This is a genomic window from Lutibacter sp. (genome assembly GCF_046055765.1).
Lineage (GTDB): Bacteria > Bacteroidota > Bacteroidia > Flavobacteriales > Flavobacteriaceae > Lutibacter.
The window spans coordinates 1-25,590 of sequence record NZ_JASFZF010000048.1 but is presented as its reverse complement, the minus strand read 5'-3'; the positions used below and the strand labels follow the sequence as shown (position 1 = coordinate 25,590).

Annotated in this window: 26 protein-coding genes; 18 read left to right on the top strand and 8 right to left on the bottom strand. The window is 29.4% G+C overall.

Annotated features, from left to right (window positions below; translation table 11 throughout):
- Together ggt and QM495_RS05575 are read left to right on the top strand one after the other, a co-directional pair.
- Positions 1–1,630 (top strand): gamma-glutamyltransferase (ggt, locus tag QM495_RS05580; protein ID WP_408671125.1); only part of this gene is annotated, 1,630 nt, incomplete at its 5' end.
- An 11-nt stretch (positions 1,631–1,641) separates the two neighbouring features.
- Positions 1,642–2,205: a DNA-3-methyladenine glycosylase I gene (locus QM495_RS05575; protein ID WP_408671124.1), complete on the top strand. Its 564-nt coding sequence runs from the start codon at positions 1,642–1,644 to the stop codon at positions 2,203–2,205.
- 230 nt (positions 2,206–2,435) lie between these two features.
- On the opposite strand, the gene QM495_RS05570 is transcribed toward QM495_RS05575, so the two are convergent.
- Positions 2,436–3,446 (bottom strand): SRPBCC family protein, encoded by a 1,011-nt coding sequence (locus tag QM495_RS05570; protein ID WP_408671123.1) that lies wholly within the window; start codon positions 3,444–3,446, stop codon positions 2,436–2,438.
- 92 nt (positions 3,447–3,538) lie between these two features.
- Between QM495_RS05570 and QM495_RS05565 the strand changes: the two genes are divergently transcribed.
- From QM495_RS05565 to QM495_RS05545, 5 genes are all read left to right on the top strand, one after another.
- A complete protein-coding gene (locus QM495_RS05565; RefSeq protein ID WP_408671122.1) occupies positions 3,539–5,569 on the top strand; it encodes a dipeptidyl-peptidase 3 family protein in 2,031 nt (676 codons plus the stop codon).
- 8 nt (positions 5,570–5,577) lie between these two features.
- Entirely contained in the window at positions 5,578–6,447 is an 870-nt protein-coding gene (locus tag QM495_RS05560; RefSeq protein ID WP_408671121.1) for a cation diffusion facilitator family transporter, read from the top strand.
- A gap of 303 nt (positions 6,448–6,750) precedes the next feature.
- On the top strand, positions 6,751–7,467 hold the full coding sequence (locus QM495_RS05555) for an SDR family NAD(P)-dependent oxidoreductase (protein ID WP_408671120.1): 717 nt from the start codon (positions 6,751–6,753) through the stop codon (positions 7,465–7,467).
- A 23-nt stretch (positions 7,468–7,490) separates the two neighbouring features.
- Positions 7,491–7,883, top strand: a complete 393-nt coding sequence (locus tag QM495_RS05550; protein WP_408671119.1) for a MazG nucleotide pyrophosphohydrolase domain-containing protein — start codon at positions 7,491–7,493, stop codon at positions 7,881–7,883.
- Between the two features lie 87 nt (positions 7,884–7,970).
- Positions 7,971–10,067 carry a M13 family metallopeptidase gene (locus tag QM495_RS05545; RefSeq protein WP_408671118.1) on the top strand — a complete coding sequence of 699 codons (2,097 nt, stop codon included), beginning with the start codon at positions 7,971–7,973 and terminating at the stop codon, positions 10,065–10,067.
- Between the two features lie 31 nt (positions 10,068–10,098).
- On the opposite strand, the gene nadB is transcribed toward QM495_RS05545, so the two are convergent.
- The 3 genes from nadB to QM495_RS05530 form a co-directional block, all read right to left on the bottom strand.
- A complete protein-coding gene (nadB, locus tag QM495_RS05540; protein ID WP_408671117.1) occupies positions 10,099–11,694 on the bottom strand; it encodes an L-aspartate oxidase in 1,596 nt (531 codons plus the stop codon).
- 12 nt (positions 11,695–11,706) lie between these two features.
- Positions 11,707–12,702 carry a quinolinate synthase NadA gene (gene nadA / locus QM495_RS05535; RefSeq protein WP_408671116.1) on the bottom strand — a complete coding sequence of 332 codons (996 nt, stop codon included), beginning with the start codon at positions 12,700–12,702 and terminating at the stop codon, positions 11,707–11,709.
- Positions 12,703–12,810: 108 nt separating this feature from the next.
- Entirely contained in the window at positions 12,811–13,863 is a 1,053-nt protein-coding gene (locus tag QM495_RS05530) for a branched-chain amino acid aminotransferase (protein ID WP_408671115.1), read from the bottom strand.
- A gap of 270 nt (positions 13,864–14,133) precedes the next feature.
- Here QM495_RS05530 and mnmD point away from each other — a divergent pair, with 270 nt between their 5' ends.
- Together mnmD and QM495_RS05520 are read left to right on the top strand one after the other, a co-directional pair.
- Positions 14,134–14,796, top strand: a complete 663-nt coding sequence (gene mnmD, locus QM495_RS05525; RefSeq protein ID WP_408671114.1) for a tRNA (5-methylaminomethyl-2-thiouridine)(34)-methyltransferase MnmD — start codon at positions 14,134–14,136, stop codon at positions 14,794–14,796.
- A gap of 16 nt (positions 14,797–14,812) precedes the next feature.
- Positions 14,813–14,944 (top strand): hypothetical protein, encoded by a 132-nt coding sequence (locus tag QM495_RS05520; protein WP_408671113.1) that lies wholly within the window; start codon positions 14,813–14,815, stop codon positions 14,942–14,944.
- Positions 14,945–14,953: 9 nt separating this feature from the next.
- Here the strand turns inward: QM495_RS05520 and QM495_RS05515 are convergent, their stop codons facing one another.
- Positions 14,954–16,081 carry a glycosyltransferase gene (locus QM495_RS05515; protein WP_408671112.1) on the bottom strand — a complete coding sequence of 376 codons (1,128 nt, stop codon included), beginning with the start codon at positions 16,079–16,081 and terminating at the stop codon, positions 14,954–14,956.
- A complete protein-coding gene (locus QM495_RS05510) occupies positions 16,078–17,040 on the bottom strand; it encodes a lysylphosphatidylglycerol synthase domain-containing protein (RefSeq protein ID WP_408671111.1) in 963 nt (320 codons plus the stop codon). Before QM495_RS05510 ends, QM495_RS05515 begins: the two co-directional genes overlap by 4 nt.
- Before the next feature lie 24 nt (positions 17,041–17,064).
- Between QM495_RS05510 and ruvC the strand changes: the two genes are divergently transcribed.
- Positions 17,065–17,619: a crossover junction endodeoxyribonuclease RuvC gene (gene ruvC, locus QM495_RS05505; RefSeq protein WP_408671110.1), complete on the top strand. Its 555-nt coding sequence runs from the start codon at positions 17,065–17,067 to the stop codon at positions 17,617–17,619.
- On the opposite strand, the gene QM495_RS05500 is transcribed toward ruvC, so the two are convergent.
- Positions 17,620–17,907, bottom strand: coding sequence for an antibiotic biosynthesis monooxygenase (locus QM495_RS05500; RefSeq protein WP_408671109.1), 288 nt, complete (start codon positions 17,905–17,907; stop codon positions 17,620–17,622).
- Between the two features lie 114 nt (positions 17,908–18,021).
- Here QM495_RS05500 and hemW point away from each other — a divergent pair, with 114 nt between their 5' ends.
- The 3 genes from hemW to QM495_RS05485 all read left to right on the top strand — a co-directional run bounded on the left by hemW (position 18,022) and on the right by QM495_RS05485 (position 20,067).
- Entirely contained in the window at positions 18,022–19,158 is a 1,137-nt protein-coding gene (gene hemW, locus QM495_RS05495) for a radical SAM family heme chaperone HemW (protein ID WP_408671108.1), read from the top strand.
- A gap of 63 nt (positions 19,159–19,221) precedes the next feature.
- Positions 19,222–19,599 carry an OsmC family protein gene (locus QM495_RS05490; RefSeq protein WP_408671107.1) on the top strand — a complete coding sequence of 126 codons (378 nt, stop codon included), beginning with the start codon at positions 19,222–19,224 and terminating at the stop codon, positions 19,597–19,599.
- A gap of 111 nt (positions 19,600–19,710) precedes the next feature.
- The gene (locus QM495_RS05485; RefSeq protein ID WP_408671106.1) at positions 19,711–20,067 is read left to right on the top strand and encodes an MmcQ/YjbR family DNA-binding protein; all 357 of its coding nucleotides are present in this window, start codon (positions 19,711–19,713) and stop codon (positions 20,065–20,067) included.
- Here QM495_RS05485 and QM495_RS05480 read toward each other — a convergent pair.
- Positions 20,064–20,906: an AraC family transcriptional regulator gene (locus QM495_RS05480; protein WP_408671105.1), complete on the bottom strand. Its 843-nt coding sequence runs from the start codon at positions 20,904–20,906 to the stop codon at positions 20,064–20,066. The genes QM495_RS05485 and QM495_RS05480 overlap by 4 nt on opposite strands.
- 129 nt (positions 20,907–21,035) lie before the next feature.
- Between QM495_RS05480 and QM495_RS05475 the strand changes: the two genes are divergently transcribed.
- The 5 genes from QM495_RS05475 to QM495_RS05455 all read left to right on the top strand — a co-directional run.
- Positions 21,036–21,941: a dihydrodipicolinate synthase family protein gene (locus tag QM495_RS05475; RefSeq protein WP_408671104.1), complete on the top strand. Its 906-nt coding sequence runs from the start codon at positions 21,036–21,038 to the stop codon at positions 21,939–21,941.
- 23 nt (positions 21,942–21,964) lie between these two features.
- Positions 21,965–23,548, top strand: coding sequence for an aldehyde dehydrogenase (NADP(+)) (locus tag QM495_RS05470; protein ID WP_408671103.1), 1,584 nt, complete (start codon positions 21,965–21,967; stop codon positions 23,546–23,548).
- A gap of 6 nt (positions 23,549–23,554) precedes the next feature.
- Positions 23,555–24,565, top strand: a complete 1,011-nt coding sequence (locus QM495_RS05465; RefSeq protein WP_408671102.1) for a 4-hydroxyproline epimerase — start codon at positions 23,555–23,557, stop codon at positions 24,563–24,565.
- Between the two features lie 3 nt (positions 24,566–24,568).
- Positions 24,569–24,973 carry a VOC family protein gene (locus QM495_RS05460; RefSeq protein ID WP_408671101.1) on the top strand — a complete coding sequence of 135 codons (405 nt, stop codon included), beginning with the start codon at positions 24,569–24,571 and terminating at the stop codon, positions 24,971–24,973.
- On the top strand, positions 24,966–25,590 hold a 625-nt coding region (locus tag QM495_RS05455; protein WP_408671100.1), incomplete at its 3' end, for an FAD-dependent oxidoreductase. The genes QM495_RS05460 and QM495_RS05455, both read left to right, overlap by 8 nt.

Sequence of the window (25,590 nt, the reverse complement as noted above, 5' to 3'; positions counted from 1 at the left end):
AGATAGAGTTAACGGGGCAAATTTTTCAACACGATCAGAAGTTATTTCTCAAAATGGAATGGTGGCTACTAGTCATCCTTTAGCAACTCAAATAGGAATTGATATTTTAAAACAAGGAGGAAATGCTATTGATGCCGCCATTGCTGTAAATGCAGCTTTAGGTTTAATGGAACCAACAGGTTCTGGAATTGGAGGTGATTTATTTGCTATAATTTGGAGTGCAAAAGATAAAAAATTGTATGGGTTAAATGCAAGTGGGCGATCTCCTGAAAAGCTAACGCTTCAATATTTTAAAGATAAAAACATGACTAAAATCCCTTCTTTTGGACCTCTTCCTGTATCAGTTCCAGGTTGTGTAGATGGATGGTTTGAAATGCATTCTAAATTTGGAACCTTAAATATGAAGAAAATACTAGCGCCAGCAATTAGGTATGCAAATGAAGGATTTCCAGTTACTGAATTGATTGGTTATTATTTAACAAGAACTTCTCGACTTTTTAAAGAATATCCGAATTTTGCAGAGACCTACATGCCAAATGGTAAACCGTTATCTAAAGGAACCGTTTTTAAAAATCTGTATTTGGCAAAAACCTATTCTAAAATTGCAAAAGGAGGTAGAAATGCTTTTTATAAAGGAGAAATAGCTAAAACAATAGCAAATTTTATTCAAGAACAAGGTGGTTTTCTTTCAGAAAAAGATTTAGCGAATCATACTTCAGAGTGGGTTGAACCGATTTCAATAAATTATAGAGGATACGATGTTTGGGAATTACCTCCAAACGGACAAGGAACTGCAGCACTTCAAATATTAAACATTATGGAAGGCTATAATGTAAAAAAAATGGGATTTGGTAGTGCAGAATATATACATTATTTTACGGAAGCAAAGAAATTAGCTTTTGAAGATCGTGCTAAATATTATGCTGATCCTGATTTTAATAAACTACCTATAAAGCAATTAATTTCAAAAGAATATGCAAACGAGCGTAGAAAATTAATTAACCCAAATAGAGCAGCAAGAAGTTATGATGCTGGAGAATTGGAACAAGGGAACACTGTTTATATGACAGTTGCTGATAAATTTGGGAATATGGTGTCGTTAATTCAAAGTAATTATAGGGGTATGGGTTCTGGTATGGTACCTCCTAAATTAGGATTTATGTTACAAGATAGAGGTGAATTATTTTCATTAGAAGAAGGGCATTTAAATGTAATAGAACCTAAAAAGAGGCCTTTTCACACAATTATACCTGCATTTATTACCAAAGATAACAAGCCTTGGATTAGCTTTGGCTTAATGGGAGGTGCAATGCAACCTCAAGGTCACGCTCAAATTGTAATTAATTTAATAGATTTTGGAATGAATTTACAAGAAGCTGGAGATGCACCAAGAATGCAACATAATGGATCTTCAGAACCAACGGGTGGTAAAATGACTGATGGTGGGCTATTAGTATTGGAATCTGGTTTTGATTATGAAACTATTAGAGCTTTAATGCGCAAAGGGCATAAAGTTGGTTTTGAATTAGGAAGTTATGGTGGTTACCAAGCAATAATGTGGGACGAAATAAATAAAGTTTATTTTGGAGCTTCAGAATCTAGAAAAGATGGGCAAGCGTCTGGTTACTAATATAATTTATGATGGATAAAAAACGATGTGCTTGGTGTGGAAATAATCCACTTTATATGGAATATCACGATACAGAATGGGGAGTTCCAGTATATGATGATGCTAAATTATTTGAATTTCTAATTTTAGAAACCTTTCAGGCGGGATTAAGTTGGATTACGGTTTTAAGAAAACGAGAAAATTTCAGGAAGGCATTTGATAATTTTAATTATAAAAAAATTGCTATTTATAACGACGCCAAATTTGAAGAATTACTTCAAGATGCTGGAATAATTAGAAATAAATTAAAAATAAAAGCAACCATTTCCAATGCTATTGCTTTTATGGAAGTACAACAAGAATTTGGATCTTTTTCAAAATATATTTGGAAATTTACCAACCAAAAATCTATAAAGAATAAGTGGAAAGATATAAGTAAAATTCCTGCTACTACAGAGCTTTCAGATGTTGTTTCAAAAGACTTAAAAAAGCGCGGATTTAAATTTGTTGGTTCAACGGTAATTTATGCACATATGCAAGCCACAGGAATGATAAATGATCACATAACGGATTGTTTTAGATATCATGAAGTGTAAAGCTATTAGAAGAAGTAGTTTTATGAATTATTTTGAATAAAATCCGTTATTTTGAAATGTTTAATCTTTTTAGTCAGTTTGAGCTTGTCGAAGACTTTTAGGTTTATCTAATTTATACGATATAAACATTTCGATAAGCTCAGTGTGACAATCACTTTAAATTGAAAACTAAATTTAAGTTCATTTGTCATTGCGAATGTAAAGAAGCAATCTGCTACTTTATAAATTAGTTATTCAATAGGAATATAAATTTCTGTAACCCATTTGGCAGGATTTGGAGTATCTTCCTGATTGACCAAATAAACTTCAAGTGGTTCCGCATTTGGTAGTTCTTTTAAGTTTTCAGTATATAAATTTTTAAAGGCTGTTTTCCAGGCGTCGGGTAAATATTTGTAATTTCCAGTGAACAAAGTTTTAAACATTTTTTGAGGTTTTATAAATCCAGTTAAAACATCACCAGTAGTAACAATTCTTTCAGAAACAGGAATGCACGTAGAGAACATAATAGTCCCATTTTCTTCATCCCATTTGTGAGTAATGGTAAATGGTTTTCCTGCTGGTTGTATGTTATTTTCTTTCATATAGTTCATAATTAATGGGAACATTTCTTCCGTTTTTTTATCAATTTCAGAAAATTTACAAGCCGTAGTTTGGTATAAGTAATAGCCACCACCATAATCTACAATACCTTTAATTTCAATGGTATGTTTTTCCATTTCTTTAGTAATATAATTATTTAGTAATTCTAATCCTCTTTCATACATTGGCGTCATGTTTTTTTTAATTCCACCTTGAGTTAACCAATAGGCTTTTTCCATAAATCCACTTTTTCCTTTCATTCCCCAAGTAACTTCAGTATTTTTATTTACAACGTTAAACTGCCAATATACTTCAGGTTTTGTTCCTGTTCCAAAATCAATTTGTTGAATAATTTCTTTGTTTGGAATTATAGATAATGTTTCCATGGAGCCATTTCCATCAGCACCTGTCCAAGTATAAGAAGCTCCAATACCACTTGTGTTATCAGGAAATGAAGCTGTAATTGTAGAGTCTAGTTCATACCAAGGACCCCAGTTTTCCCAATTTTTAAAGTCATTAACTTCATTAAAAACAACTTCAACAGGAGCTTTAATCATACGTGATTTATTAATATTGTAATTTCCGTCAAGTGTAGCTATATAAATTGAAACCCCGATGATAAGAATTAAAAATAAAAAGAAAATATATTTTAGTAGTTTCATTTGTAAACGTTTTAAAGTTAATGTATTGCTAATTTAAGGAATAAATTAGTGTAAAATCACTAAATTTGAAGACTAATAAAATAAACAATAAAATGAAGATAAAATATTTCTTACCTATACTGTTAGGTTTAACAATAGTATTCTCTTGTGAAAAAAATAATAAAGAAATCTATGAAAAGGAAAGCACAACTAAATTTGAGTATGTTGTAGAGCAATTTGCCGATATAAAAATTTTAAGATACCAAATTCCTGGGTTTGAAGAACTTTCACTAAAACAAAAACAACTAGTTTATTATTTATCTGAAGCTGGTATGTCTGGCCGTGATATTATTTATGATCAAAACTATCGTTATAATTTACAAATTAGACGTGCTTTTGAACATATTTATCAAAATTATAAAGGAGATAAAACTTCAGTAGAATGGAAGAGTTTTGAAACATATTTAAAAAGAGTTTGGTTTTCAAATGGTATTCATCATCACTATTCAACTGCTAAATTTAAAGCGGAATTTTCTAAAGAATATTTACGAAAGCTATTAAATGAGACAGGTACCAAACTTAAAACTGATGTATTTGATGTTATTTTTAATGATACGGATTCAAAAAAAGTGAATTTAGATGCAAGTAAAGGTTTGTTGGTTGGCTCTGCAGTTAATTTTTATTCACCAAACATAACTTCAGAAGAAGTAGATAAATTTTATGCTTCTAAAATGGATAAAAATGACCTAACACCAATCGAATATGGTTTAAATTCAAAATTAATTAAAAATACGAATGGAGCGTTGGAAGAAAAAGTTTGGAAAGTTGGGAGTATGTACAGTTCAGCCATTGAAAAAGTAATTTTTTGGTTAAATAAGGCTACAGAGGTTGCAGAAAACCAAGAACAAGCAGCAGCTTTAAAATTACTAATTAAATTTTATGAAACGGGAGATTTAAAAATTTGGGATCAATATAATATTGCTTGGGCAACAAGTACTAAAGGAGATATTGATTATATCAACGGATTTATTGAAGTTTATAACGATCCAAAAGCATTCAGAGGTTCTTTTGAAAGTATTGTTGAAATTAAAGATTTTGATATGTCCAAAAAAATGGCAGTTGTTTCTGAAAATGCGCAATGGTTTGAAGATAATTCTCCTATAATAGAAGCTCATAAAAAGAAAAATGTGGTAGGTGTTTCTTATAAAACTGTAAATGTAGCTTCAGAATCTGGGGACTCTTCACCATCTACGCCAATTGGTGTTAATTTACCAAATAATAATTGGATTCGTCAAAATCATGGATCAAAATCAGTTTCCTTAGGAAATTTAATTGAGGCTTATAACCAAGCTGGTGGAACGGATAGATTGAAAGAATTTGCATACAATGAAGATGAAGTAAATACAGAAATTAAATACGGACAATTAGCCGATAAATTACATACAGCATTACATGAAGTTATTGGTCATGCAAGTGGGAAAATAAACCCAGGAGTTGGACAACCAAAGGAAACTATGAAAAATTATGCTTCAACCTTGGAAGAAGCACGTGCCGATTTGGTTGGATTATACTTTTTGCCTGATCTAAAATTGGTTGATTTAAAATTATCGCCAAATGCTAAAGAATTAGGGAAAGCTGCTTATGATGGTTATATAAGAAATGGTTTATTAACACAATTAATTCGTTTAAATTTAGGGGATGATATAGAAGAAGCTCATATGAGAAATAGACAATTAGTTGCTGCTTGGGCTTTTGAAAAAGGAGCTAAAGAAAATGTAATTGAAAAAGTAGTGAAAGATAACAAAACCTATTTTGTAGTTAGAGATTACGATAAATTAAGAGTGTTATTTGGTGAATTGTTACGTGAAATACAACGTATAAAATCTGAAGGTGATTTTGAATCTGGAAAAGCATTGGTAGAAACTTATGGTGTAAAAGTGGATCAAGAAATTCATAAAGAAGTATTAGAACGTAATAGTAAATTTAAGTCGGCACCTTATAGCGGATTTATCAATCCGATTTTGGTTCCAAAAGAAGATGCAACAGGTAAAATTATCGATATTGTTGTAGAACAACCTAAAAGTTTTACTGATGAAATGTTGTATTACGCGAAAAACTATTCCAATTTACCAGACCAGAATTAAAAGAATTAATGAGCAAAGTTAAAACGGCAATAAAAGCATCTTATTTTAGTATTATAGGAAATACAGTTTTAGCAATAGTTAAAGGGTTGGCAGGTATTTTTGGACATTCCTATGCCTTAATTGCTGATGCCATTGAATCTACAACAGATATTTTTGCATCTATTTTGGTGCTATTTGGGCTAAAATATTCAACAAAACCGGCTGATAAAACCCATCCTTATGGACATGGTAGAGCAGAGCCTTTAATTACATTTTTAGTTGTCGGTTTTTTAATTACTTCTGGAACTATAATTGTATATGAGGGTATTATTCATTTGGGAAAACCTCGTGAATTACCAAAAGCTTGGGCACTTATTGTGCTGGGAATTATTATTATTTGGAAAGAAATTTCATATCAATATGTTATCAAAAAAAGTAAAGAAACGCAAAGCACATCATTAAAAGCTGATGCTTGGCATCATAGAAGCGATGCAATTACTTCCGTTACTGCATTTATTGGAATTTCTATGACCTTGTTATTGGGCGAAAATTTTAAAAATGCAGATATTTATGCAGCATTTTTTGCTGCGGCATTTATATTTTATAACAGTTATTTAATTTTTAGACCAGCTTTAGGTGAAATTATGGATGAAAATTTGTATGATGATTTGATAGCTGAAATAAGGGAAGTTTCTTTAACGGTTAATGGTATTTTAGATACTGAAAAATGTTTAGTTAGAAAGTCTGGAATGAAATACCACGTAGATTTACATGCGGCTGTTGATGGAAATAAATCGGTAAAAGAAGGACACGAATTAGCTCATAAACTTAAGGCTAAACTGCAAAGTGAAATTGAAAGTATTAGCGATGTATTAATTCATATTGAACCCAATAACTAAATTCATAAAAAACATTTTAATTATTAATCCGTTTCATTAATTTGGAACGGATTTTTTTAATGAAGAGAAAAAGTAATCATAGTAAAAATTGCAATGGTTAAAAAAACTGCAATAATTACAATAAATGTGTTTTTATAGTATTTCTTATGAATTTTAATGTCTTTTCGATAACTCCAAATCATTAAAAGCGTAAATGCAATTATAAAAAAAGTCGCAAAAATTAGTTGTCCTTTACTAAACATATTTAATGTGTATATTTAACATCAAAAATACGTAAATTTTAATACGAAATATGGTTAAATTATGAAAAACGCATTAATTATTGGAGCAACCTCAGGAATAGGTAAGGAATTAGCAAAATTATTAGTTGCAGATAATTACAAGGTTGTAATTACAGGAAGGCGTGAAAAATTATTGCAAGAAATTAAAGATTCAAACTCTAATCAATACATTGTTAAAGTACATGATGTAACTAATTTAGATTCTTGTGAAGCCTTATTTAATGATGTGAAAAATGAATTAAAAACCATCGATTTAATTGTTTACAGTTCAGGTGTTGGTAATCCAAATTACAAGCTGGAGTGGGAAAAAGAATTGCCAACTTTACAAACTAATATTATAGCTGCTACTAAAATTTATGGCTTAGCATATAATTTTTTTAGAAAGCAAGGTTTTGGGCACTTAGTAGGTATTTCATCAATAGCATCTATTAGAGGGAATAGGCATGTTCCAGCTTATTTTGCTTCAAAAGCATTTCAGGCAAACTATTTAGAATCACTTTGGTTAAAAGGAAAAAGAAGCAAAGCTAAAATTGTGGTAACGGATATTCAACCTGGATTTGTTGATACTTCAATGGCAATTGGAAATACTTTTTGGATGTCAACAAAAGAAAAAGCATCAAAACAAATTTATAGTGCAATTAAAAAGAAAAAAAAGAAAGCATATATCACAAAAAGGTGGAGGTTAATTGCCGTAGTTTTAAAAATTGTACCAGCATCTTTACTCTATAAATTTTTATAAATTAAAAAAACGAAACGAATAGAATGAAAAATAAAATAAAAGATGTTCAAAAATTTATGGAAGTTTTTGAATTAGGATACCAAAAAAACCCAACAGCAAAAATTCCACCAAATAAAATTCAATTACGTTTTGATTTAATGAAAGAAGAAAATGAAGAATATTTAGAAGCTGCAAAAAACAATAATTTAGTTGAAATTGCGGATGCTTTAGGTGACATGTTATATATTTTATGTGGCACAATTTTAGAGCATGGAATGCAATTTAAAATTGAAGAAGTTTTTAATGAAATTCAGCGTAGTAATATGAGTAAGCTAGGTGCAGATGGAAAACCAATTTATAGAGAAGATGGGAAAGTACTTAAAGGACCAAATTATTTTAAGCCAAAAATAAAAGAAATTTTAGATTCAAAAACTTAACACTATTTTAAGTCAATTTTAACAATTTTTTTTGTTATTTTATAAGATTATAAATTTTTAAATCAATCAAATTTTAAATTCAATATTATGATAAAATTATTTAATAAAAATACATTGCTTCTTGCTATTATTGCAATGGTAATGATTCCTATTTCTTGTAAAAAAGAACCAGTAAAAAAGAAAGAAATTCCTGGAATTATTGTTGAAAATATGGATAATACTACTCGTCCAAACAATGATTTCTTTAGATATGTAAATGGTAGTTGGTTAGATAAAACAGAAATACCAGCTGATAGAACATCTTGGGGAGCATTTAATGAACTAATAAAAAAAACAGATTTAGATGTTTTAACAATTTTAAATGAAGCAATAGTAAAAGATAAATTTCCTAAATTAAAAGATGCGGAGGGTAACTTAACTCTAGAATCTGATCAGAAAAAAGCCGTAAATTTTTACGAAACAATTATGGATACTGTTGCAAGAGAAGCGCAAGGAATTGAACCTATTAAACCATTTTTAGCTAAGATTGAGGCTATAACTAATTTAGATGACCTTCAAAATTTATTAATAGAAATGGCACCTTATGGTGGTGCAGGATTTTTTAATTTTGCTGTTTTCAACGATTTAAAAGATAGTAAAATGAATGCTGGGTATGTTACACCTGCAGGTCTTGGATTATCTCGTGATTATTATGTTGATCAAGATGAGGATACGAAAGAAAAAAGACAAAAATATATTACTCATATATCAAGAATGCTTCAATTTTTTGGAGATTCTAAGGAAACAGCGAGCCTAAATGCCGATAAAATATTTCAATATGAATATAAGTTAGCAGAGCCAAGATTCACAAAAGAAGAGTCTAGAGATACAAGAAAATTGTATAACCCTAAAACAATGGCAGAGTTAACAAAATTATCATCTTCTATTAATTGGGAAACTTATTTTAAAGGTTTAGGTATAAATGATTTAGAAAAAGTGATTGTAATGCAACCAAATTATATGATTGCAATGGATAAAATTTTAGCATCAAGTAAGATTAATGATATAAAATTATACCTACGTTGGGCTGCAATTGATAGAGCAGCAGGAAAGTTAAATAAAGAAATTGAAGTTGCAAACTGGGAGTTTTATAGTAAAGAATTAAGAGGAGCACAGCAACAAAGGCCAAGAGATGAAAGAGCATTAGGATCTTTAAATGGCTCTATTGGTGAAGCTTTAGGTAAATTATATGTTGACAAAAAATTTCCACCAGAAGCAAAAGCAAAAGCCGAAAAAATGATTGCGAATGTAATGAAAGGTTTTGAAAAACGTATTAATGCATTAGAATGGATGAGTGCCGATACTAAAATAAAGGCATTGGAAAAATTAACAAAAATGACCGTTAAAATAGCATATCCAGATAAGTGGAAAGATTATGCTACTTTAGATGTTAAAGGATTAAAAGATGGAGGTTCGTATTTTCAAAATTCAATAAATATTTCTAAATGGAATTTTGAAAAAGATATGAAAAAACTTGGAAAACCAGTTGATAGATCAGAGTGGGGAATGGCTCCACAAATTGTAAATGCATACTATAATCCGGTGAATAATGAAATTGTTTTTCCAGCAGCAATTTTACAACCCCCTTTTTATAATTATCAAGCGGATGAAGCTGTAAATTATGGCGGAATTGGAGCGGTAATTGGACATGAAATTTCACATTGTTTTGATGATCAAGGGGCACGATTTGATGCAAATGGAAATTTAAAAAACTGGTGGACAGAGCAAGATTCAGAGAAATTTGCAGTTTTAGGTAAAAAATTAGTAGCTCAATTTAGTGCAGTTGAAGCTTTAGAAGGAGTGAATTTAAATGGAGAATTTACTTTAGGAGAAAATATTGGTGATTTAGGTGGGGTAAATGCCGCGTATGATGGTTTACAACTATTTTATGAGGAAAACGGAAGACCTGAGGATATTGATGATTTTACTGCTGAACAACGTTTTTACATGTCTTGGGGAACAATTTGGAGAACTAAAATGAGAAATGAGGCCTTGAGAAATTTAATTAAAACCAACCCACATTCTCCAGGAATGTACAGAGCATATATGCCTTTACAAAATGTAGATGCATTTTATACCGCATTTAATATTGTTGAAGGAGATAAGATGTATTTAAAACCAGAGGATAGAGTTAAAATTTGGTAATAAGATATAATATTTAATAAAAAAGGAGCTTTTAAAGCTCCTTTTTTATTAAATCAGCACTATAAAAGCCACCTCTATTTTCCTTTCTATTTTTTGAAAATTGTGTAATTAAATAAGCTGTTGTTATTAAATTTCGGAGTTCACATAAATCTACTGAAAGTTCTGAATGATCATATAAACGTTTGTTGTCTTCGTACAAGTTAAGTAGCCTTTTTTCTGCACGAAGTAACCGTTCATTTGAACGAACAATTCCCACATAATTACTCATAATAGTTTTTACTTCGTTACGGTCATGTGAAATTAAAATTTTCTCCATATTTTTTACAACACCACTATCATTCCATTCAGGTACATTGATAGGTGTTTTAATTTTATGAAATCGTTTAGCCAAGTTTTCTAAGGCATTATGTGAAAAAACAATTCCTTCTAAAAGAGAATTAGAAGCAAGTCTATTAGCACCATGCAAGCCAGATTTAGTTACTTCACCACTTGCATATAAATTTTTAATAGAAGTTTTTGCTTTTTTATTAATGTTTACACCACCACAAATATAATGTTGAGCAGGAGATACAGGAATAAAATCGTTTCGTATATCTACTCCTAAACTCAAACATTTTTTAGTAATATTAGGAAAATGTTTTTTGAAAGCTTCATAATTAATATGAGTACAATCTAGATAAACATGTGGAGATCCACTTTTTTTAAGTTCATTATCTATGGCTCTAGCAACAATATCACGGGAGGCTAATTCTTGGCGTTCATCATATTTATGCATAAAACGTTTACCTTCAAAATCTCTTAAAATAGCACCTTCACCACGTACAGCTTCTGAAATTAAAAATGCAGGATATTCTCCCGGGTTATATAAAGCAGTTGGATGAAATTGAATAAATTCCACATCTGAAATTTCAGCTTTTGCTCTATAAGCCATTGCTATACCATCACCGGTTGCAATAATAGGATTTGTTGTGGTGCTATAAACTTGACCATTGCCACCAGTAGCTAACATAGTTACTTTAGCCGCAAATGTTTTTACAATATTTTTTTGTTCATCTAAAACATAAGCTCCAAAGCAGGTTGTTTTTTCTTTTCTAGTAATTCTTTTTTTAGTTACTTGATGTTCTGTGATAAAATCAATGGCATAATGATAGGTTAGAAAGTTAATATTTATAGTTTTTTCAACTTTTTTAATAAGTGCTCTTTCAATTTCGGAACCTGTAATATCTTTATGATGTAAAATCCTATCTTGAGAATGACCACCTTCTCTTCCAAGCGAGTAATTTCCATTTTGAACTTTATCAAAATTTGTTCCCCAATCTATTAATTCTTGTAAACGGGCTGGAGCTGCTTCAACAACCATTTTTACAACTTCCTCATCGCAAAGCCCGTCACCGGCATTTAAAGTATCTTCAATATGTTGTTCAAATGAATCAACTGTCGTATCCCAAACGGTTGAAATTCCGCCTTGTGCATATTTGGTGTTGCATTCATTTTTTTCATTTTTAGTGACTATGGTTATAGAAGCATTTTTAAAATGGTTTGCTGTTTTTAATGCAAAAGACAACCCTGCAATTCCTGAGCCAATGACTAAAAAATCGGTTTTATATATTTTTTTTTCAGCATTCATTTAGAAGAATTGTTATTTAGATAATTCTAACATTCGTTCAATAGAAACTAATGCCTCTTTACTTAACTTAGCATCAATATTTACTTCAGGCAGTTCATGTTTTAAACATAAATACAATTTTTTCATGGTATTCATTTTCATGTAAAAACACTCACTGCAATTACAATTATCACCATCTACTGGAGCTGGAATTAAAATTTTATTAGGGACTAATTGGCGCATTTTATGTAAAATACCTACTTCTGTTGCAATAATAAATTTTTTGGCATTACTTTTTTGAACATAATTTAATAAGCCTGAAGTTGAACCAACATATTTGGCTACTTTTAGTAAATGTGCTTCAGACTCAGGATGTGCTATAATTTCTGCATCAGGGTTTTCAGCATATAAATTCAATATTTTTTCAATTGAAAAAGCTTCATGAACCATACAAGCACCGTCCCAAAGTATCATATCTCTTCCAGTTTTTTTAATTAACCAAGCTCCTAAGTTTCTGTCAGGAGCAAAAATAATAGGTTGATTTTTTGGTATAGAATTGATAATTTTTTCCGCATTTGAAGACGTACAAACAATATCGGTTAATGCTTTAATTTCTGCTGAAGTATTCACATAAGAAACCACTAAATGATTTGGATGTTCTTTTTTGAAGGTTGCAAAATCAGCTGGAGGGCAAGAATCGGCTAATGAACAACCTGCTTTTAAATCTGGTAAAACTACTTTTTTGGTTGGATTTAAAATTTTTGCGGTTTCAGCCATAAAGTGTACACCAGCAAAAACAATAATATCAGCATCAGTTTCGGCTGCTTTTTGAGCTAAAGCTAAACTGTCACCAACAAAATCAGCAATATCTTGTATGGCATCTTCTTGATAATAATGTGCTAAAATAATAGCATTCTTTTTTTTTCGTAATTTTTTTATCTCTTTAATAAAATCAATACTTTTTGGAGGTTCTATATCTAAAAAACCTTTTTCCTGAAGATTTTCTTTAGCTTTTCCAAGTGTAGTCATAAGTCATTTTAAGGTATTAAAAATAAATAATATACCAAACAATCGGATGGTTAGTCCGATTGTTTTTAATAGTTGTAATTTATAAAAGTTTCTAGTTTAGACAAAATATTATTGAACTTTTACTCTCCAGCCAAATTTATCTTCAGCTTTATTTTTTTGAATGTCAGTAATTCCTTTTTTAATAAATGATGCATAATTATTTTCAACTTTAGGTAAATCAAAAACCTCTCCTTTATTTGAAAATGCACATATAGGGCTTATAACAGCTGCAGTTCCAGCACCAAACATTTCTAGTAATTCACCTTTTCGAGCAGCTTCTACTATTTCAGAAACCCTAACAGGTCTAACTTCAACTTTTATGCCTTTATCTTTGGCAAATTGTATAATACTTTTTCTAGTTACACCATCTAAAATGCGTTCGCTAGTTGGTGCTGTAAGTAATGTGTCATTTACTCTAAAAAATACATTCATCACACCAGCTTCTTCTAAAAATTCATGAGTGCTAGCATCTGTCCAAACTACTTGTTGAAAGCCTTCTTGATTTGCTAATCTAGTTGGGTAAAATGAACCAGCATAGTTTCCTGCAGCTTTTGCATATCCAACTCCACCATCTGCAGCTCTACTATATTTATCTGCAAATACAACTTTAACTTCTCCAGAATAATAAGCTTGAACAGGAGCGCAAATAATCATAAATTTATACTTATTTGATGAAGATGCAGAAACACAATTTTCTGTAGCAATTATAAATGGTCTAATATAAAGGGCGCTATCTTCTCCTTTTTTTACCCAATCCTTATCCATTTTTAACAAAGTGGTTAGGCCTTCAAAAAAATAGTCTTTTGGAAACGCTGGCATATCTAATCTTTCAGCAGAGATATTAATACGTTTTTGATTTTCATCTGGTCTAAATAACCAAATATCATTATTATCATCTTTATAAGCTTTCATTCCTTCAAAAACAGCTTGTCCATAATGAAATACTTTTGCTGAAGGTTCAAAAGAAAGCGCTTGGTAAGGTCTAATTCTGGGAGTTTGCCATTCGCCATTTTCAAAATCACATTCAAACATATGGTCAGTAAACGTTTCGCCAAATTTTAAGTTGTTGAAGTCAACATTAGAAATTTTTGATTCTGTAATTTTTTCAATATGTAAAGCCATAATTTATCAATATTAAGTTTTAACAAAATTAGGTATTTTTTTTTAGTATTTAATTTAAATTTTAAGCAATGCTCCTACCTTATTTTTAATATATTTGATTAAAATTTTTGATAAAGATAATTGTAATAAAGTAAAATTGCAGAATTAACATTTTAAGGCTAATTTATTTTATTTTATTATAAAAATCACTAATTAAAATAGGGGTTTAATTTAACTGAAATTCAGTAGTTTAATTGTGTTTTTATCGTAATTTAAGGGATAATATAAAATTTGGAAAGAAAAATAATTATTACTGCTGATGGTTCATCTACTATTCACTTACCTGAATGGGATGAACAATATCATTCTAAGAACGGAGCTATACAAGAAGCAATACATGTTTTTATTAAGAATGGTTTATCACTTTTTAAAGATAGAAAAATTTCTATTTTAGAAATTGGTTTTGGAACAGGATTGAATAGCTTTATTACTTTTTTAGAAGCACAAAAATTAAATTTAAGTGTTAATTATACTGGTATTGAAGCATATCCTGTAACAATTGATGAAATTAAAAAATTGAACTATGTTACAGAGCTAAATATGTCTAAATTTGCTGCTATTTTTAATAAAATGCATCAAGAAAATTGGGAAGTTTCATGTAAAATTTCATCAAACTTTTCTTTAACTAAACGGAAACAATTTTTTAATGAGATTAGTGATGTTAATACGTTTGATTTAATTTATTTTGATGCTTTTGGAGCAAGATTTCAACCCGAATTATGGACTGAAGCTATTTTTAAATTAATGTATACATCTTTAAAAAACGGAGGAGTTCTGGTAACGTACAGTGCAAAAGGAAGTGTAAGAAGAGCAATGCAAACAGTGGGATTTACTGTTGAACGATTACCTGGCCCACCAGGAAAACGTGAAATGTTAAGAGCTACTAAAAAATAGAATAAAAAAAAGAAATATGGAGCATCAACGGTTTAAAAAACGGAAAAAACCAAATTATAAGCGAGGATTAATTTTGGTGATGTTATTAGTAATTATTTTGTATGTATGGATGCATGCTGATGGTTTTATTGCTAGTTTACTTCAATAAAAAAGTAAGCTATTTTTTAAACACTCTACCTTTCCATTCATAATTTTTAAATAGTGATAAAATTCCTATAAAAATTATAAAAAAAGGATGTAAAATACTTGAAATCATGTAGTGTTTTAAAGATTGAGTACTTTTTAAAAAAGTTGCAGTTTTATAAATTAGTAAAAAATCTAAAAATAGTTTTTGTATAAAAATTAGTATTAAAAGCTTCCAAAAGAAAGGGTTTATAATTGTAGTAATTAATAATGTTATTAAAACTAAATTTATGCTTAATACTATAGTTCCTACAAATTTTGAAAATAGACTTTTATAGGCAGTAGATTTTGAAGCCCATCTTATTTGTTGATTTAAAAAACAGTTTAAGGTGTTTTCTGAATTTGTTTGTACAATGGCTTCTTCAGATTTTATATAGCTTATCTTTTTTGGAAATGCTGTTTTCATTTTTTCCAATAAAAAAACATCATCACCACTTGCAATTTTAGAATTTCCCCAATATCCTTTCACTTGGTAAAAAGCAGCTTTATTGTAGCATAAATTAGCACCATTACATAAAAACGGTTTAGCAATTCCAAAACTGCCAATAGTACTCCCAATTAAGCTTATAAAATTTAAATTTTGAAAATGATATAATAACCCTTTTTGTTTAATAAATTTAACAGGAGCACTTATAAATAAAGAGTTACTTTCTTCAATTTGTTGATTAAAAATATATAACCAATTATTTGGCACTATACAGTCAGCATCAGTAGTAACAACCCAATCAAAAGAGGCATTTTTAATGCCCAGATTTATAGCGTCTTTTTTTGGAGTATTTATAATTTCTGTTTTTTGTAAAACACGAATAGATAATAATCTGTTTTTTCTAGTAAAGCGATGTACAATATCTAAATAATTATCAGAAGAATTATCATCAATTAAAAGGACTTCAAAATAATTAGTTGGATAATTTAGGTTGTAAAGTGAAGTAAGTAAGTTTTTTAAATTGTGAGCTTCATTTCTAAAAGGGATTATAATTGAGAACTTGTTTTTAGGTTCTAAATTTTTGTTTTTAAATAATGTTATTTTCTCAAAACCAATAATAAAAGTTGAAATTAACACAAAGTAAATGACTGCAATAAGTATTGAAATATAAATCATGTGTTATTTGAAAATTTAAAATTTAAGATAAATATACTACCTAATAATGTGGGTAATGCAAAATTTAAAATCCACATAATTGTTGTAACAGTTATAATTGTTAATTCATTTAAATGAATTAAACTAAAAAAATAGACAGCTACAGAACCTTTTATAGCCCAATCGAAAATAGTTAAACTTGGAATTATTGATGCAATAAAATATACACAAAAAAGTAGTTGCATTAAAGTGAAATAATCTGTTTCAATTTCAAAAAGCTTCAATAAAAAATAAAACTGATGAGAAAATACTAGATAGCGAGCAAATGATATGAAAAGTATTTTGCTATAGGTTATTACTGCTATTGTTTTTAAAAAAGAAATGCTTTTATTGAAGTAATTGCTAGCAATTTTGGCGAATCCAAATCTATTTCTAAAAATAATAAGTACACTAATTAAAATACAAATCAATAAAAATTTTGTTAAATTAAAAAGAGGAAGTTCAGCCTTAAAATTAGTAAATAAAAACACCACTCCAATAAATCCAAAAATTAAGGTTACTAATAATTGACTTATATTTCCAATGAAGTTTAACAACACAATTTTTTTTCTAGAACTTTGCTTAAAATAAAGTGCCTTTACACCATATTCTCCAATTCTATTAGGTGTAATTATTGAAGCTGTGAGTGATGCTAAAGTTTGTTGATATGCTTCAAAAAAAGTAAGTTTTTTTTCAAGTGAAGCAAGTATCTTCCATTTATAAATTTCAAGTAACCAATTTGCATCAGTAAAAAATAATAAAAGTAAAAGAAGCCATCCTTTTGTTGAAAAAAGGATGGCTAATTGACCTTGAAATTCTGAAAAGGATAAAAGTTGATTATGAACTAATTTTTCATAAATAAAATATAAAGCACCACTAACAATAACTAATTTAATTAGTAAAAAAAGTATACGTTTATATTTGTGAGAGATATTGTACATTTGGTTTTACAAATAAACAACTAATTGAGTTCAGAAAAAATCATATTAGGAATTGATCCAGGAACCACTATTATGGGATTTGGGCTAATTAAAATTGTGAATAAGAAAATGGAATTAATTCAGTTGAATGAATTATCTCTAAAAAAGTATGATAACCATTATGTGAAACTTAAAATAATTTTTGAACGTACCATTCACTTAATTGAAACTTACCACCCAGATGAAATAGCTATTGAAGCTCCATTTTTCGGAAAAAACGTTCAATCCATGTTAAAATTAGGGAGAGCTCAAGGAGTCGCAATGGCTGCTGGCTTATCTCGTGAAGTTCCAATTACAGAATATTCCCCAAAAAAAATTAAAATGGCAATTACAGGTAATGGAAATGCTAGTAAAGAGCAGGTAGCGAAAATGTTACAGAATTTATTAAAAATTAAAACATTGCCCAAAAATTTAGATTCAACCGATGGTTTGGCGGCAGCAGTTTGCCACTTTTATAATAGCGGTAAAATAACATCTGGTAAAAATTACACAGGCTGGGGAGCATTTGTAAAACAAAATAGTGATAGGGTAAAAGAGTAATTAAATTACAATATCACACTCATAAGTTTCATGCTTTTGTTCAATAATTATTTTTCTGTGGTCATGAAAAAGTTGATGTTCTTTTGAAGATTCCATTGCATCTTTATCTTCCTTAGAATTCCAATATTCAACTAGAAAAAAATGATTTCCTTTATTTCTATCTTTAAAAATATGAAAATGATCTAAGCCTGCAGGTTTAGCTTCTGTTAATTCTTCAAATTTTTGTAATTCTACAAATGAAACTTCTTCTCCATCTTTTACCTTAAAAGAGACAATATGTGCGTACATAATTTTAATGTTTTTATCAAATTTACAATACAGATCTCAGTAAAAAGGTAACAAAAATCACTTTTTGTCGTTTTTTTTTAATAGCGTACATTTAACATTAAATAAAATATAAAATTGGCAGGAATATATTTACATATACCATTTTGTAAACAAGCATGTTACTATTGCGATTTTCATTTTTCAACTTCATTAAAAAGAAAAAAGGAGATGATAAATGCACTTGTAAAAGAATTAGTATTGAGAAAAGATGAAAATGATACTGAAAAAATTGAAACTATTTACTTTGGAGGTGGAACTCCTTCAATTTTAAAAGTTGATGAAATTGAAATGCTACTTAAAGTTATTTATGAAAATTATAAAGTAGTTAATAATGCAGAAATTACATTAGAAGCAAATCCAGATGATTTAACGACTCAAAAAATTATGGAGTTGGCAAAATCTCCTATAAACCGATTAAGTATTGGAATACAATCTTTTTTTGATGATGATTTAAAATTTATGAATAGAGCTCATACAGCTAAAGAATCTAAAAAATGTTTAAAAGAAGCTCTAAACTACTTTGATAACATTACTATCGATTTAATTTACGGAGTTCCGGGAATGACTAACAAAAAATGGTTATTTAATTTAGAACAGGCTTTTAAATTTAAAGTTCCACATATTTCTAGTTATGCTCTTACAGTTGAAGAAAAAACAGCATTACATAGTTTTATAAAAAAAGGGAAAGTACCACCTATTGATGAGAATTTAGCATTACAGCATTTTAATTTGTTGGTTGAAGAATCTAAAAAACAAGGTTTTGAACATTATGAAATTTCAAATTTTGGAAAATCAAGGTATTTTTCAAAACATAATATGTCTTATTGGTTGGGTGAAAAGTATATTGGAATTGGACCTTCAGCACATTCGTTTAATGGAGTGAAAAGGTCATGGAATGTTTCAAATAATTCTAAATATATAAAAGAATTAGAAAAAAATAAATTCCCAACTCAATTTGAAATTTTAACAATAAACGATAGGTTTAACGAGTATATTATGACTGGTTTACGAACTATTTGGGGAGTTTCTTTTGAGAAAATTGAAAAAGAATTTGGAATTAAATATTTAGAGAATTTAACTATAAATTCGAAACCTTTTATAACCAATGGATTGTTGGAATTATCTGAGCGTAATATATTGATTACTACAGAGAAAGGTAAGTTTTTAGTGGATGGAATTGCAAGTGAATTGTTTGAAGTAAATGAAGTGTAATATTAGATACATAAACGTTCTAATTTATTAGTATTTTTGCACTCTAAAATTAGATAAATTAGTATGGTATTACAAACAATTTTTGACGAGCAAGGAAATACAATTCCCTTTATAAATGGAAAACAAATTACAATGAATGAATCTCCATTCTTAATTTTTTTAGCATCTATTGGAATGTGTTCCGCAGTTTATGTGCGTTCATTTTTAGCACAAAGAGGAATCCCTTTTAATGATGTTACTATCAATCAAAAAATGGATTATGATCAAGCAAAAGGAATGGTAAAATCTATTGAAATTGGACTAGATTTACCAAGCCAATTTCCTGAAAAATACAAAGGAGCTATTAAAAAAGTGGTTGATCAATGTTTAGTAAAACGTCATTTAGTTGATACACCTCAATTGAATGTTACAACAAATATTAAATCAGCACAGGTTATTTAGTATAAAAAAATCTAAGTTAAACATAAAAAAACAGCTTTTTTAAAGCTGTTTTTTTATGTTGTAAAACAAAATATTTCTGTAACTTTAAATTATAGAATTAAATTAAAAGCAATGAACATCGAAGAATTTAGAGATTATTGTTTATCTAAAAAGTATGTAACCGAATGTTTCCCATTTGATGAAGTTACTTTAGTGTTTAAAGTTGCAAATAAAATGTTTGCATTATCAGGTTTGGAGCATCAACCAGCTACAGTTAATTTAAAATGTGATCCAGAAAGAGCTATTAAACTTCGTGAAAAATATAGTGCTATTATTGAAGGGTTTCATATGAACAAAAAACTTTGGAATACTATAACTATTGAAGGTGACTTACCACAAAAACTACTAATTGAATTGATAGACCATTCGTATGAATTGGTTGTGAAAGGAATGCCTAAAAAGACACAAAAAGAATTAGGATTTATTTAGTGTTTTTTCCTATATTCAGAGGGAGTAACACCTTTAATTGCTTTAAATTTTCTATTAAAATTTGCTAAATTATTAAAGCCAGATTTGTAAGAGATTTCAGTAATGTTTAAATCATTATTTTTTGTTAATAATTTACAAGCATTCCCAATTCTAATATCAATTAAAAAGTTTACAAAAGTTTTATTAGTACGTTGTTTAAAATATCTACAAAAAGCATTTGGAGTCATATTTGCAATATCTGAAACCTGATGAAGTGTAACTTCTTTATGATAGTTATTCATGGTATATTGAAAAATGTCACTCATACGTTTACCTTCATTTCCTCCGTATTTTTTTAAGTTAATAAGTGAAGATAAGGTGCGTTTTTTAGCTTCAGAAATCAAGTGCAGAGTTTCCAAAAATGAAATAAATTGATAGTATTTAGGAAGTTTTTTAATTTTAGATAGTGCTTCTGAAATATGTTTTTTGTTAGAAATAACTTGAACTCCTAATCCTATTTTGTTAAATAAATCTTGAAAATGTTCAAATTCAGGTAAGTTAAAGAACTCTTCACCGTATGAATTTTTTTTAAAAAATAATGAAACCATTTCAGTTTCATCATCAAATGCCTTATCTTTTTTAAATATATGTGGCAGGTTTTCACCTATAACAAAAATGTCATCCTTTTTAAACTCACCAACACAATCGCCAATTATATAGGTTCCTTCACCTTCAGTAATTAAACTTATTTGTATTTCTTTATGCTGATGCAATTTTTCATAAAAAGAATCACCTTTATAATGCTGAATATATAACGTAACATTTTCAGGTTTTGGAATTTTAAAAGGTAAAACTTTCATATAAATAGTAAGCTAAAATTAATCTAATATGATACAAAAATACAAAAAATAAGGTAAAATAATATTATCAATTGATAAAAATAATGAAATCTCTAACTTATAGTTCTATTAAATTTGAAAAAAAATCTCATGAATATACAATGGAATGGTGTAATGCCAGCAGTAACAACCAAATTTACTGATGATAATCAATTAGACTTGGTGAATTTCGAAATCAATATTAATGCACAATTAAAGGCAGGTGTTCATGGGATTATTCTAGGCGGAACCTTAGGTGAAGCAAGTACTTTAACAGATGTGGAGAAAAGGTTATTGATAAAAAAAACAGTAGAAATTGTAAAAGGTAAAGTTCCAGTTATAATAAATATTGCAGAACAAACTACTACAGGTGCCATTGAAGCTGCAAAAAAAGCAAAGGAGGATGGAGCAACAGGCTTAATGATGTTACCACCAATGCGATACAAAGCAGATGCGAGAGAAACGGTAACTTATTTTAAAAAAGTGGCAAATAGTACTACATTACCAATTATGATTTACAATAACCCAGTAGATTATGGTATTGAAGTTACTTTAGATATGTTTGAAGAATTAGCAGCATGTAAAAATATAGAAGCTGTAAAAGAATCTACTCGTAATCTTTCAAATGTAACAAGAATGAGAACCCGTTTTGGAGATCGGTATAAAATTTTGTGCGGAGTTGATACTTTGGCACTTGAAAGTTTATTAATGGGTGCAGATGGCTGGGTAGCTGGTTTAGTTTGCGCTTTTCCTGCTGAAACAGTTACAATATATAAATTAGTAAAAGCAGGTAGAATTAAAGAAGCCATAGCAATTTATAGTTGGTTTTTACCATTGCTAGAGTTAGATATAAATACTAAATTAGTACAAAATATTAAGTTAGCTGAAGTTGCAACGGGTATTGGCACAGAAAATGTTCGCGAACCTCGTTTGCCATTAATTGGAGAGGAAAGAAAACGCGTATTGGCAATTATAGAAAATGGATTAAAAAGCAGACCGGTTTTGCCTAAATTTTAAAAACTTAAAAACTACAACACTAAATGATTACTGGAAAAAATTATATAGGAAATGTTTTAGCTTCAACAGGTAAAACAACATTTAAAACATTTAATCCACAAACTAATACTGAAAATAATACTATTTATACAGAAGTTTCAGATGTAGAAATACAAAAAGCAGTTGAACTTGCTACTGAAGCTTATAAAGTATTTAAAGATGTTTCAGGTATTAAAAAAAGTGAGTTTTTAAATAAAATTGCTGATGAAATTGAAGCTCTAGGAGATGAATTGATTAAAACGTATTGTTCGGAAACAGGCTTACCTAAAAGTAGAGCACTTGGCGAGAGAGGAAGAACTATATTTCAATTACGTTCATTTGCTAATTTAGTGAAAGAAGGTTCTTGGGTTGAAGCTACTATTGATACTGCTCAACCCGACAGACAACCAATTCCAAAAGTAGATATTCGTAAAATGATGCTTCCATTAGGGACAGTTGTTGTTTTTGGAGCAAGTAATTTTCCATTAGCCTATTCTACGGCGGGTGGTGATACAGCTGCTGCTTTTGCTGCTGGTTGTCCGGTTATTATTAAATCGCACCCAATGCATGCAGGCACAGGAGAATTAGTTGCCTCAGCAATTATTAAAGCGGCTTCAAAAACAGGTATGCCAAACGGAGTATTCTCTAATTTAAATAGTAGTGGAATTGAAGTTGGTATAAAATTAGTTCAACATCCACAAGTAAAAGCAGTTGGTTTTACAGGAAGTATTCGTGGAGGTAGAGCTTTATATAATATGGCGGCACAACGACCAGAACCTATTCCTGTTTTTGCTGAAATGGGAAGTGTAAATCCCGTTGTAATTCTTCCAAATGCAGCAAAAAATAAAGGAGCCGATTGGGCAAAAACTTACGCAGGTTCAATAACTTTAGGATCAGGACAATTTTGTACAAATCCAGGCTTAATATTAGGTTTAAAAGGAGATGATTTAACAAATTTTATACATGTTTTATCTGAAGAAATTGTGAAAATTGAACCAACATGCATGCTCCATCCAAACATTATTGGAGCTTACGAGAGTAATAAAACAAAAATGCAAGAGCAACAAGGTTTAAAAATTATTGCAACTTTGAATAAAGATGTAGCTAATAATTACGGTCGTCAAATAATAACAACTGTTGAAGGTGTTACTTTTTTAAAAAACACAACATTACATCAAGAAGTTTTTGGACCTTTTTCTATGGTAGTTCAGTGTGAAAACACGGCACAGCTTGAAGAAATTATTTCAAATTTAGAAGGACAATTGACAGGTACAATTTTAGCAGGAAATAATGAGTTAGAGAATTTTTCTACTATTGTAGATGCACTTCAAAATAGAGTTGGAAGAATTATTTATAATGGCGTTCCAACAGGTGTTGAAGTTTGTCAGGCTATGGTTCATGGAGGTCCTTATCCGGCATCAACAGATAGTAGGTTTACAGCAGTAGGTATTAATTCAATAAAAAGATGGGTGAGACCGTTTAGTTTTCAAAGTTGGCCAAATGAATTATTACCAAATGCATTAAAAAATGAAAATCCGCTAGGAATTTCTAGAGTGATAGATGGTAAAACAACTACTGATTCAGTATAATTAATTATGAGTAAAACAACTTTTTCTTGTATTGATGCTCATACTTGTGGAAATCCAGTAAGAGTTATTACTAGTGGAGTTCCAAAACTTATAGGAAACACAATGAGCGAAAAACGTCAACATTTTTTAAAAGAATTTGATTGGATTCGTAAAGGTTTAATGTTTGAACCTCGTGGGCACGATATGATGAGCGGAAGTATTTTATTTCCACCACATAATAAAGAAAACGATTTTGCTATTTTATTTATAGAAACTTCAGGTTGTTTACCAATGTGTGGACATGGAACGATTGGTACAATTACAGTTGCCATTGAAGAAGGTTTAATAATTCCTAAAACTCCAGGTAAAATAAAAATGGAAGCACCTGTGGGGTTGATTCATATTGAATATCAACAAACGGGTAAAAAAGTAGATTGGGTAAAATTAACTAATGTAAAATCTTTTTTAGCTGCTGAAAATTTAACTATTGATTGTCCAGAATTGGGTATAATTACATTTGATGTTGCTTATGGTGGAAATTATTATGCTATCGTAGATCCCCAAAAGAATTTCAGTGGTATTCATAATTTCACAGCGAGTAAATTAATTCAGTATTCGCAAATAGTTCGGAAAAGAATAAACGATAAATATTCTAATTTTTTTATTCATCCAGATGACGAAACAATAAGAGACGTTTCTCACGTTATGTGGACTGGAAACGCTATTGATAAAATTTCTTCAGGAAGAAGTGCTGTTTTTTATGGAAATAAAGCAATTGACAGATCTCCTTGCGGAACAGGAACTTCTGCAAGAATGGCACAATTGTATGCAAAAGGGAAATTAAAAAGGGATGATAAATATATCCATGAAAGTTACATAGGTTCAAAGTTTATTGGTAAAATTGTAGAGGAAACAACTTTGGGAGAAAAAACGGCAATTATACCAAGTATACAAGGTTGGGCAAAAATTTATGGATACAATACCATTATTATTGATGATGAAGATGATCCATACGCACACGGATTTCAAGTTTTATAAATTATGAATAGAAAAATAGCACAAATTGCATTATTAGTAAAAGATTATGATGAAGCCATAGACTTTTATGTTAACAAATTACAATTTAAACTGATTGAAGATACTGTGTTAGATAAAAATAAAAGGTGGGTGCTAGTATCTCCAAATATTGAAAATAGTTCTTCAGTTTTGTTGGCTAAAGCAGATGATGAAAATCAAAATAAGTTTATTGGAAATCAGTCTGGTGGACGTGTTTTTTTATTTTTACATACTAATAATTTTGAAAAGGAATATAAAAATTTAAAAGATAATAATGTAAAAATTGTTAGAGATCCAGTAGTTGAGCCGTATGGAACAGTTTTAGTTTTTGAAGATTTGTATGGTAATCTATGGGATTTAATTGAGCCAAAAGTTAATCTAAATGAGTAAAAAAGTTGTAATTGTAGGTGGTGGAATTATAGGATTAAGTTCAGCCTATTATTTGTTAAAAGAAGGTTATAAAGTTACAGTTATAGACCAATCTGATATTTCATCAGGAGCATCATTTGTGAACGCTGGTTTTGTTTCTCCAAGTCATATTGTCCCTTTAGCTGCACCTGGAATGGTAATAAACGGAATAAAAATGATGTTTAATCAAGCAAGTCCGTTTTATTTAAAGCCGAGATTCGATATTGATTTATTTAAATGGGCTTGGTATTTTAATAAATCATCAACCACTAATCATGTTAAAATATCAATACCTATAATAAAAGATCTAACATTTTTTAGTAGCCATTTATTTGAAGAAATGAAAAATAGTAATCTTTTTGATTTTCATTTTGAAAAAAAAGGATTATTAATGAGTTACCAAACTTCAAAATTTGAAAATAAGGAACGAAATTTAGCTTCAATTGCAAAAGATCAAGGGTTAGAAGTTGTACATATTGATAAAGCGAAGTTAAAAGAAATGGAACCTGAGATGAAAGCCGAAGGTGCTTTTTATTATTTAGATGATGCACATACAACGCCTGATGATTTTATGAGAAGTTTATACGCATATTTAAAAG

Coding starts and splice junctions, on each gene's coding strand:
- QM495_RS05515 (WP_408671112.1), bottom strand. CDS start 16,081: ATGATTTATATTTCAATACTTATTGCAGTCATTTACTTTGTGTTAATT.
- QM495_RS05570 (WP_408671123.1), bottom strand. CDS start 3,446: ATGAAACTACTAAAATATATTTTCTTTTTATTTTTAATTCTTATCATC.
- QM495_RS05460 (WP_408671101.1), top strand. CDS start 24,569: ATGAATAGAAAAATAGCACAAATTGCATTATTAGTAAAAGATTATGAT.
- QM495_RS05560 (WP_408671121.1), top strand. CDS start 5,578: ATGAGCAAAGTTAAAACGGCAATAAAAGCATCTTATTTTAGTATTATA.
- QM495_RS05470 (WP_408671103.1), top strand. CDS start 21,965: ATGATTACTGGAAAAAATTATATAGGAAATGTTTTAGCTTCAACAGGT.
- QM495_RS05475 (WP_408671104.1), top strand. CDS start 21,036: ATGAATATACAATGGAATGGTGTAATGCCAGCAGTAACAACCAAATTT.
- QM495_RS05565 (WP_408671122.1), top strand. CDS start 3,539: ATGAAGATAAAATATTTCTTACCTATACTGTTAGGTTTAACAATAGTA.
- QM495_RS05530 (WP_408671115.1), bottom strand. CDS start 13,863: ATGGCTTTACATATTGAAAAAATTACAGAATCAAAAATTTCTAATGTT.
- nadA (WP_408671116.1), bottom strand. CDS start 12,702: ATGACTACACTTGGAAAAGCTAAAGAAAATCTTCAGGAAAAAGGTTTT.
- QM495_RS05485 (WP_408671106.1), top strand. CDS start 19,711: ATGAACATCGAAGAATTTAGAGATTATTGTTTATCTAAAAAGTATGTA.
- QM495_RS05520 (WP_408671113.1), top strand. CDS start 14,813: ATGGAGCATCAACGGTTTAAAAAACGGAAAAAACCAAATTATAAGCGA.
- QM495_RS05465 (WP_408671102.1), top strand. CDS start 23,555: ATGAGTAAAACAACTTTTTCTTGTATTGATGCTCATACTTGTGGAAAT.
- QM495_RS05555 (WP_408671120.1), top strand. CDS start 6,751: ATGAAAAACGCATTAATTATTGGAGCAACCTCAGGAATAGGTAAGGAA.
- QM495_RS05510 (WP_408671111.1), bottom strand. CDS start 17,040: ATGTACAATATCTCTCACAAATATAAACGTATACTTTTTTTACTAATT.
- QM495_RS05575 (WP_408671124.1), top strand. CDS start 1,642: ATGGATAAAAAACGATGTGCTTGGTGTGGAAATAATCCACTTTATATG.
- nadB (WP_408671117.1), bottom strand. CDS start 11,694: ATGAATGCTGAAAAAAAAATATATAAAACCGATTTTTTAGTCATTGGC.
- QM495_RS05480 (WP_408671105.1), bottom strand. CDS start 20,906: ATGAAAGTTTTACCTTTTAAAATTCCAAAACCTGAAAATGTTACGTTA.
- QM495_RS05545 (WP_408671118.1), top strand. CDS start 7,971: ATGATAAAATTATTTAATAAAAATACATTGCTTCTTGCTATTATTGCA.
- QM495_RS05490 (WP_408671107.1), top strand. CDS start 19,222: ATGGTATTACAAACAATTTTTGACGAGCAAGGAAATACAATTCCCTTT.
- QM495_RS05500 (WP_408671109.1), bottom strand. CDS start 17,907: ATGTACGCACATATTGTCTCTTTTAAGGTAAAAGATGGAGAAGAAGTT.
- QM495_RS05550 (WP_408671119.1), top strand. CDS start 7,491: ATGAAAAATAAAATAAAAGATGTTCAAAAATTTATGGAAGTTTTTGAA.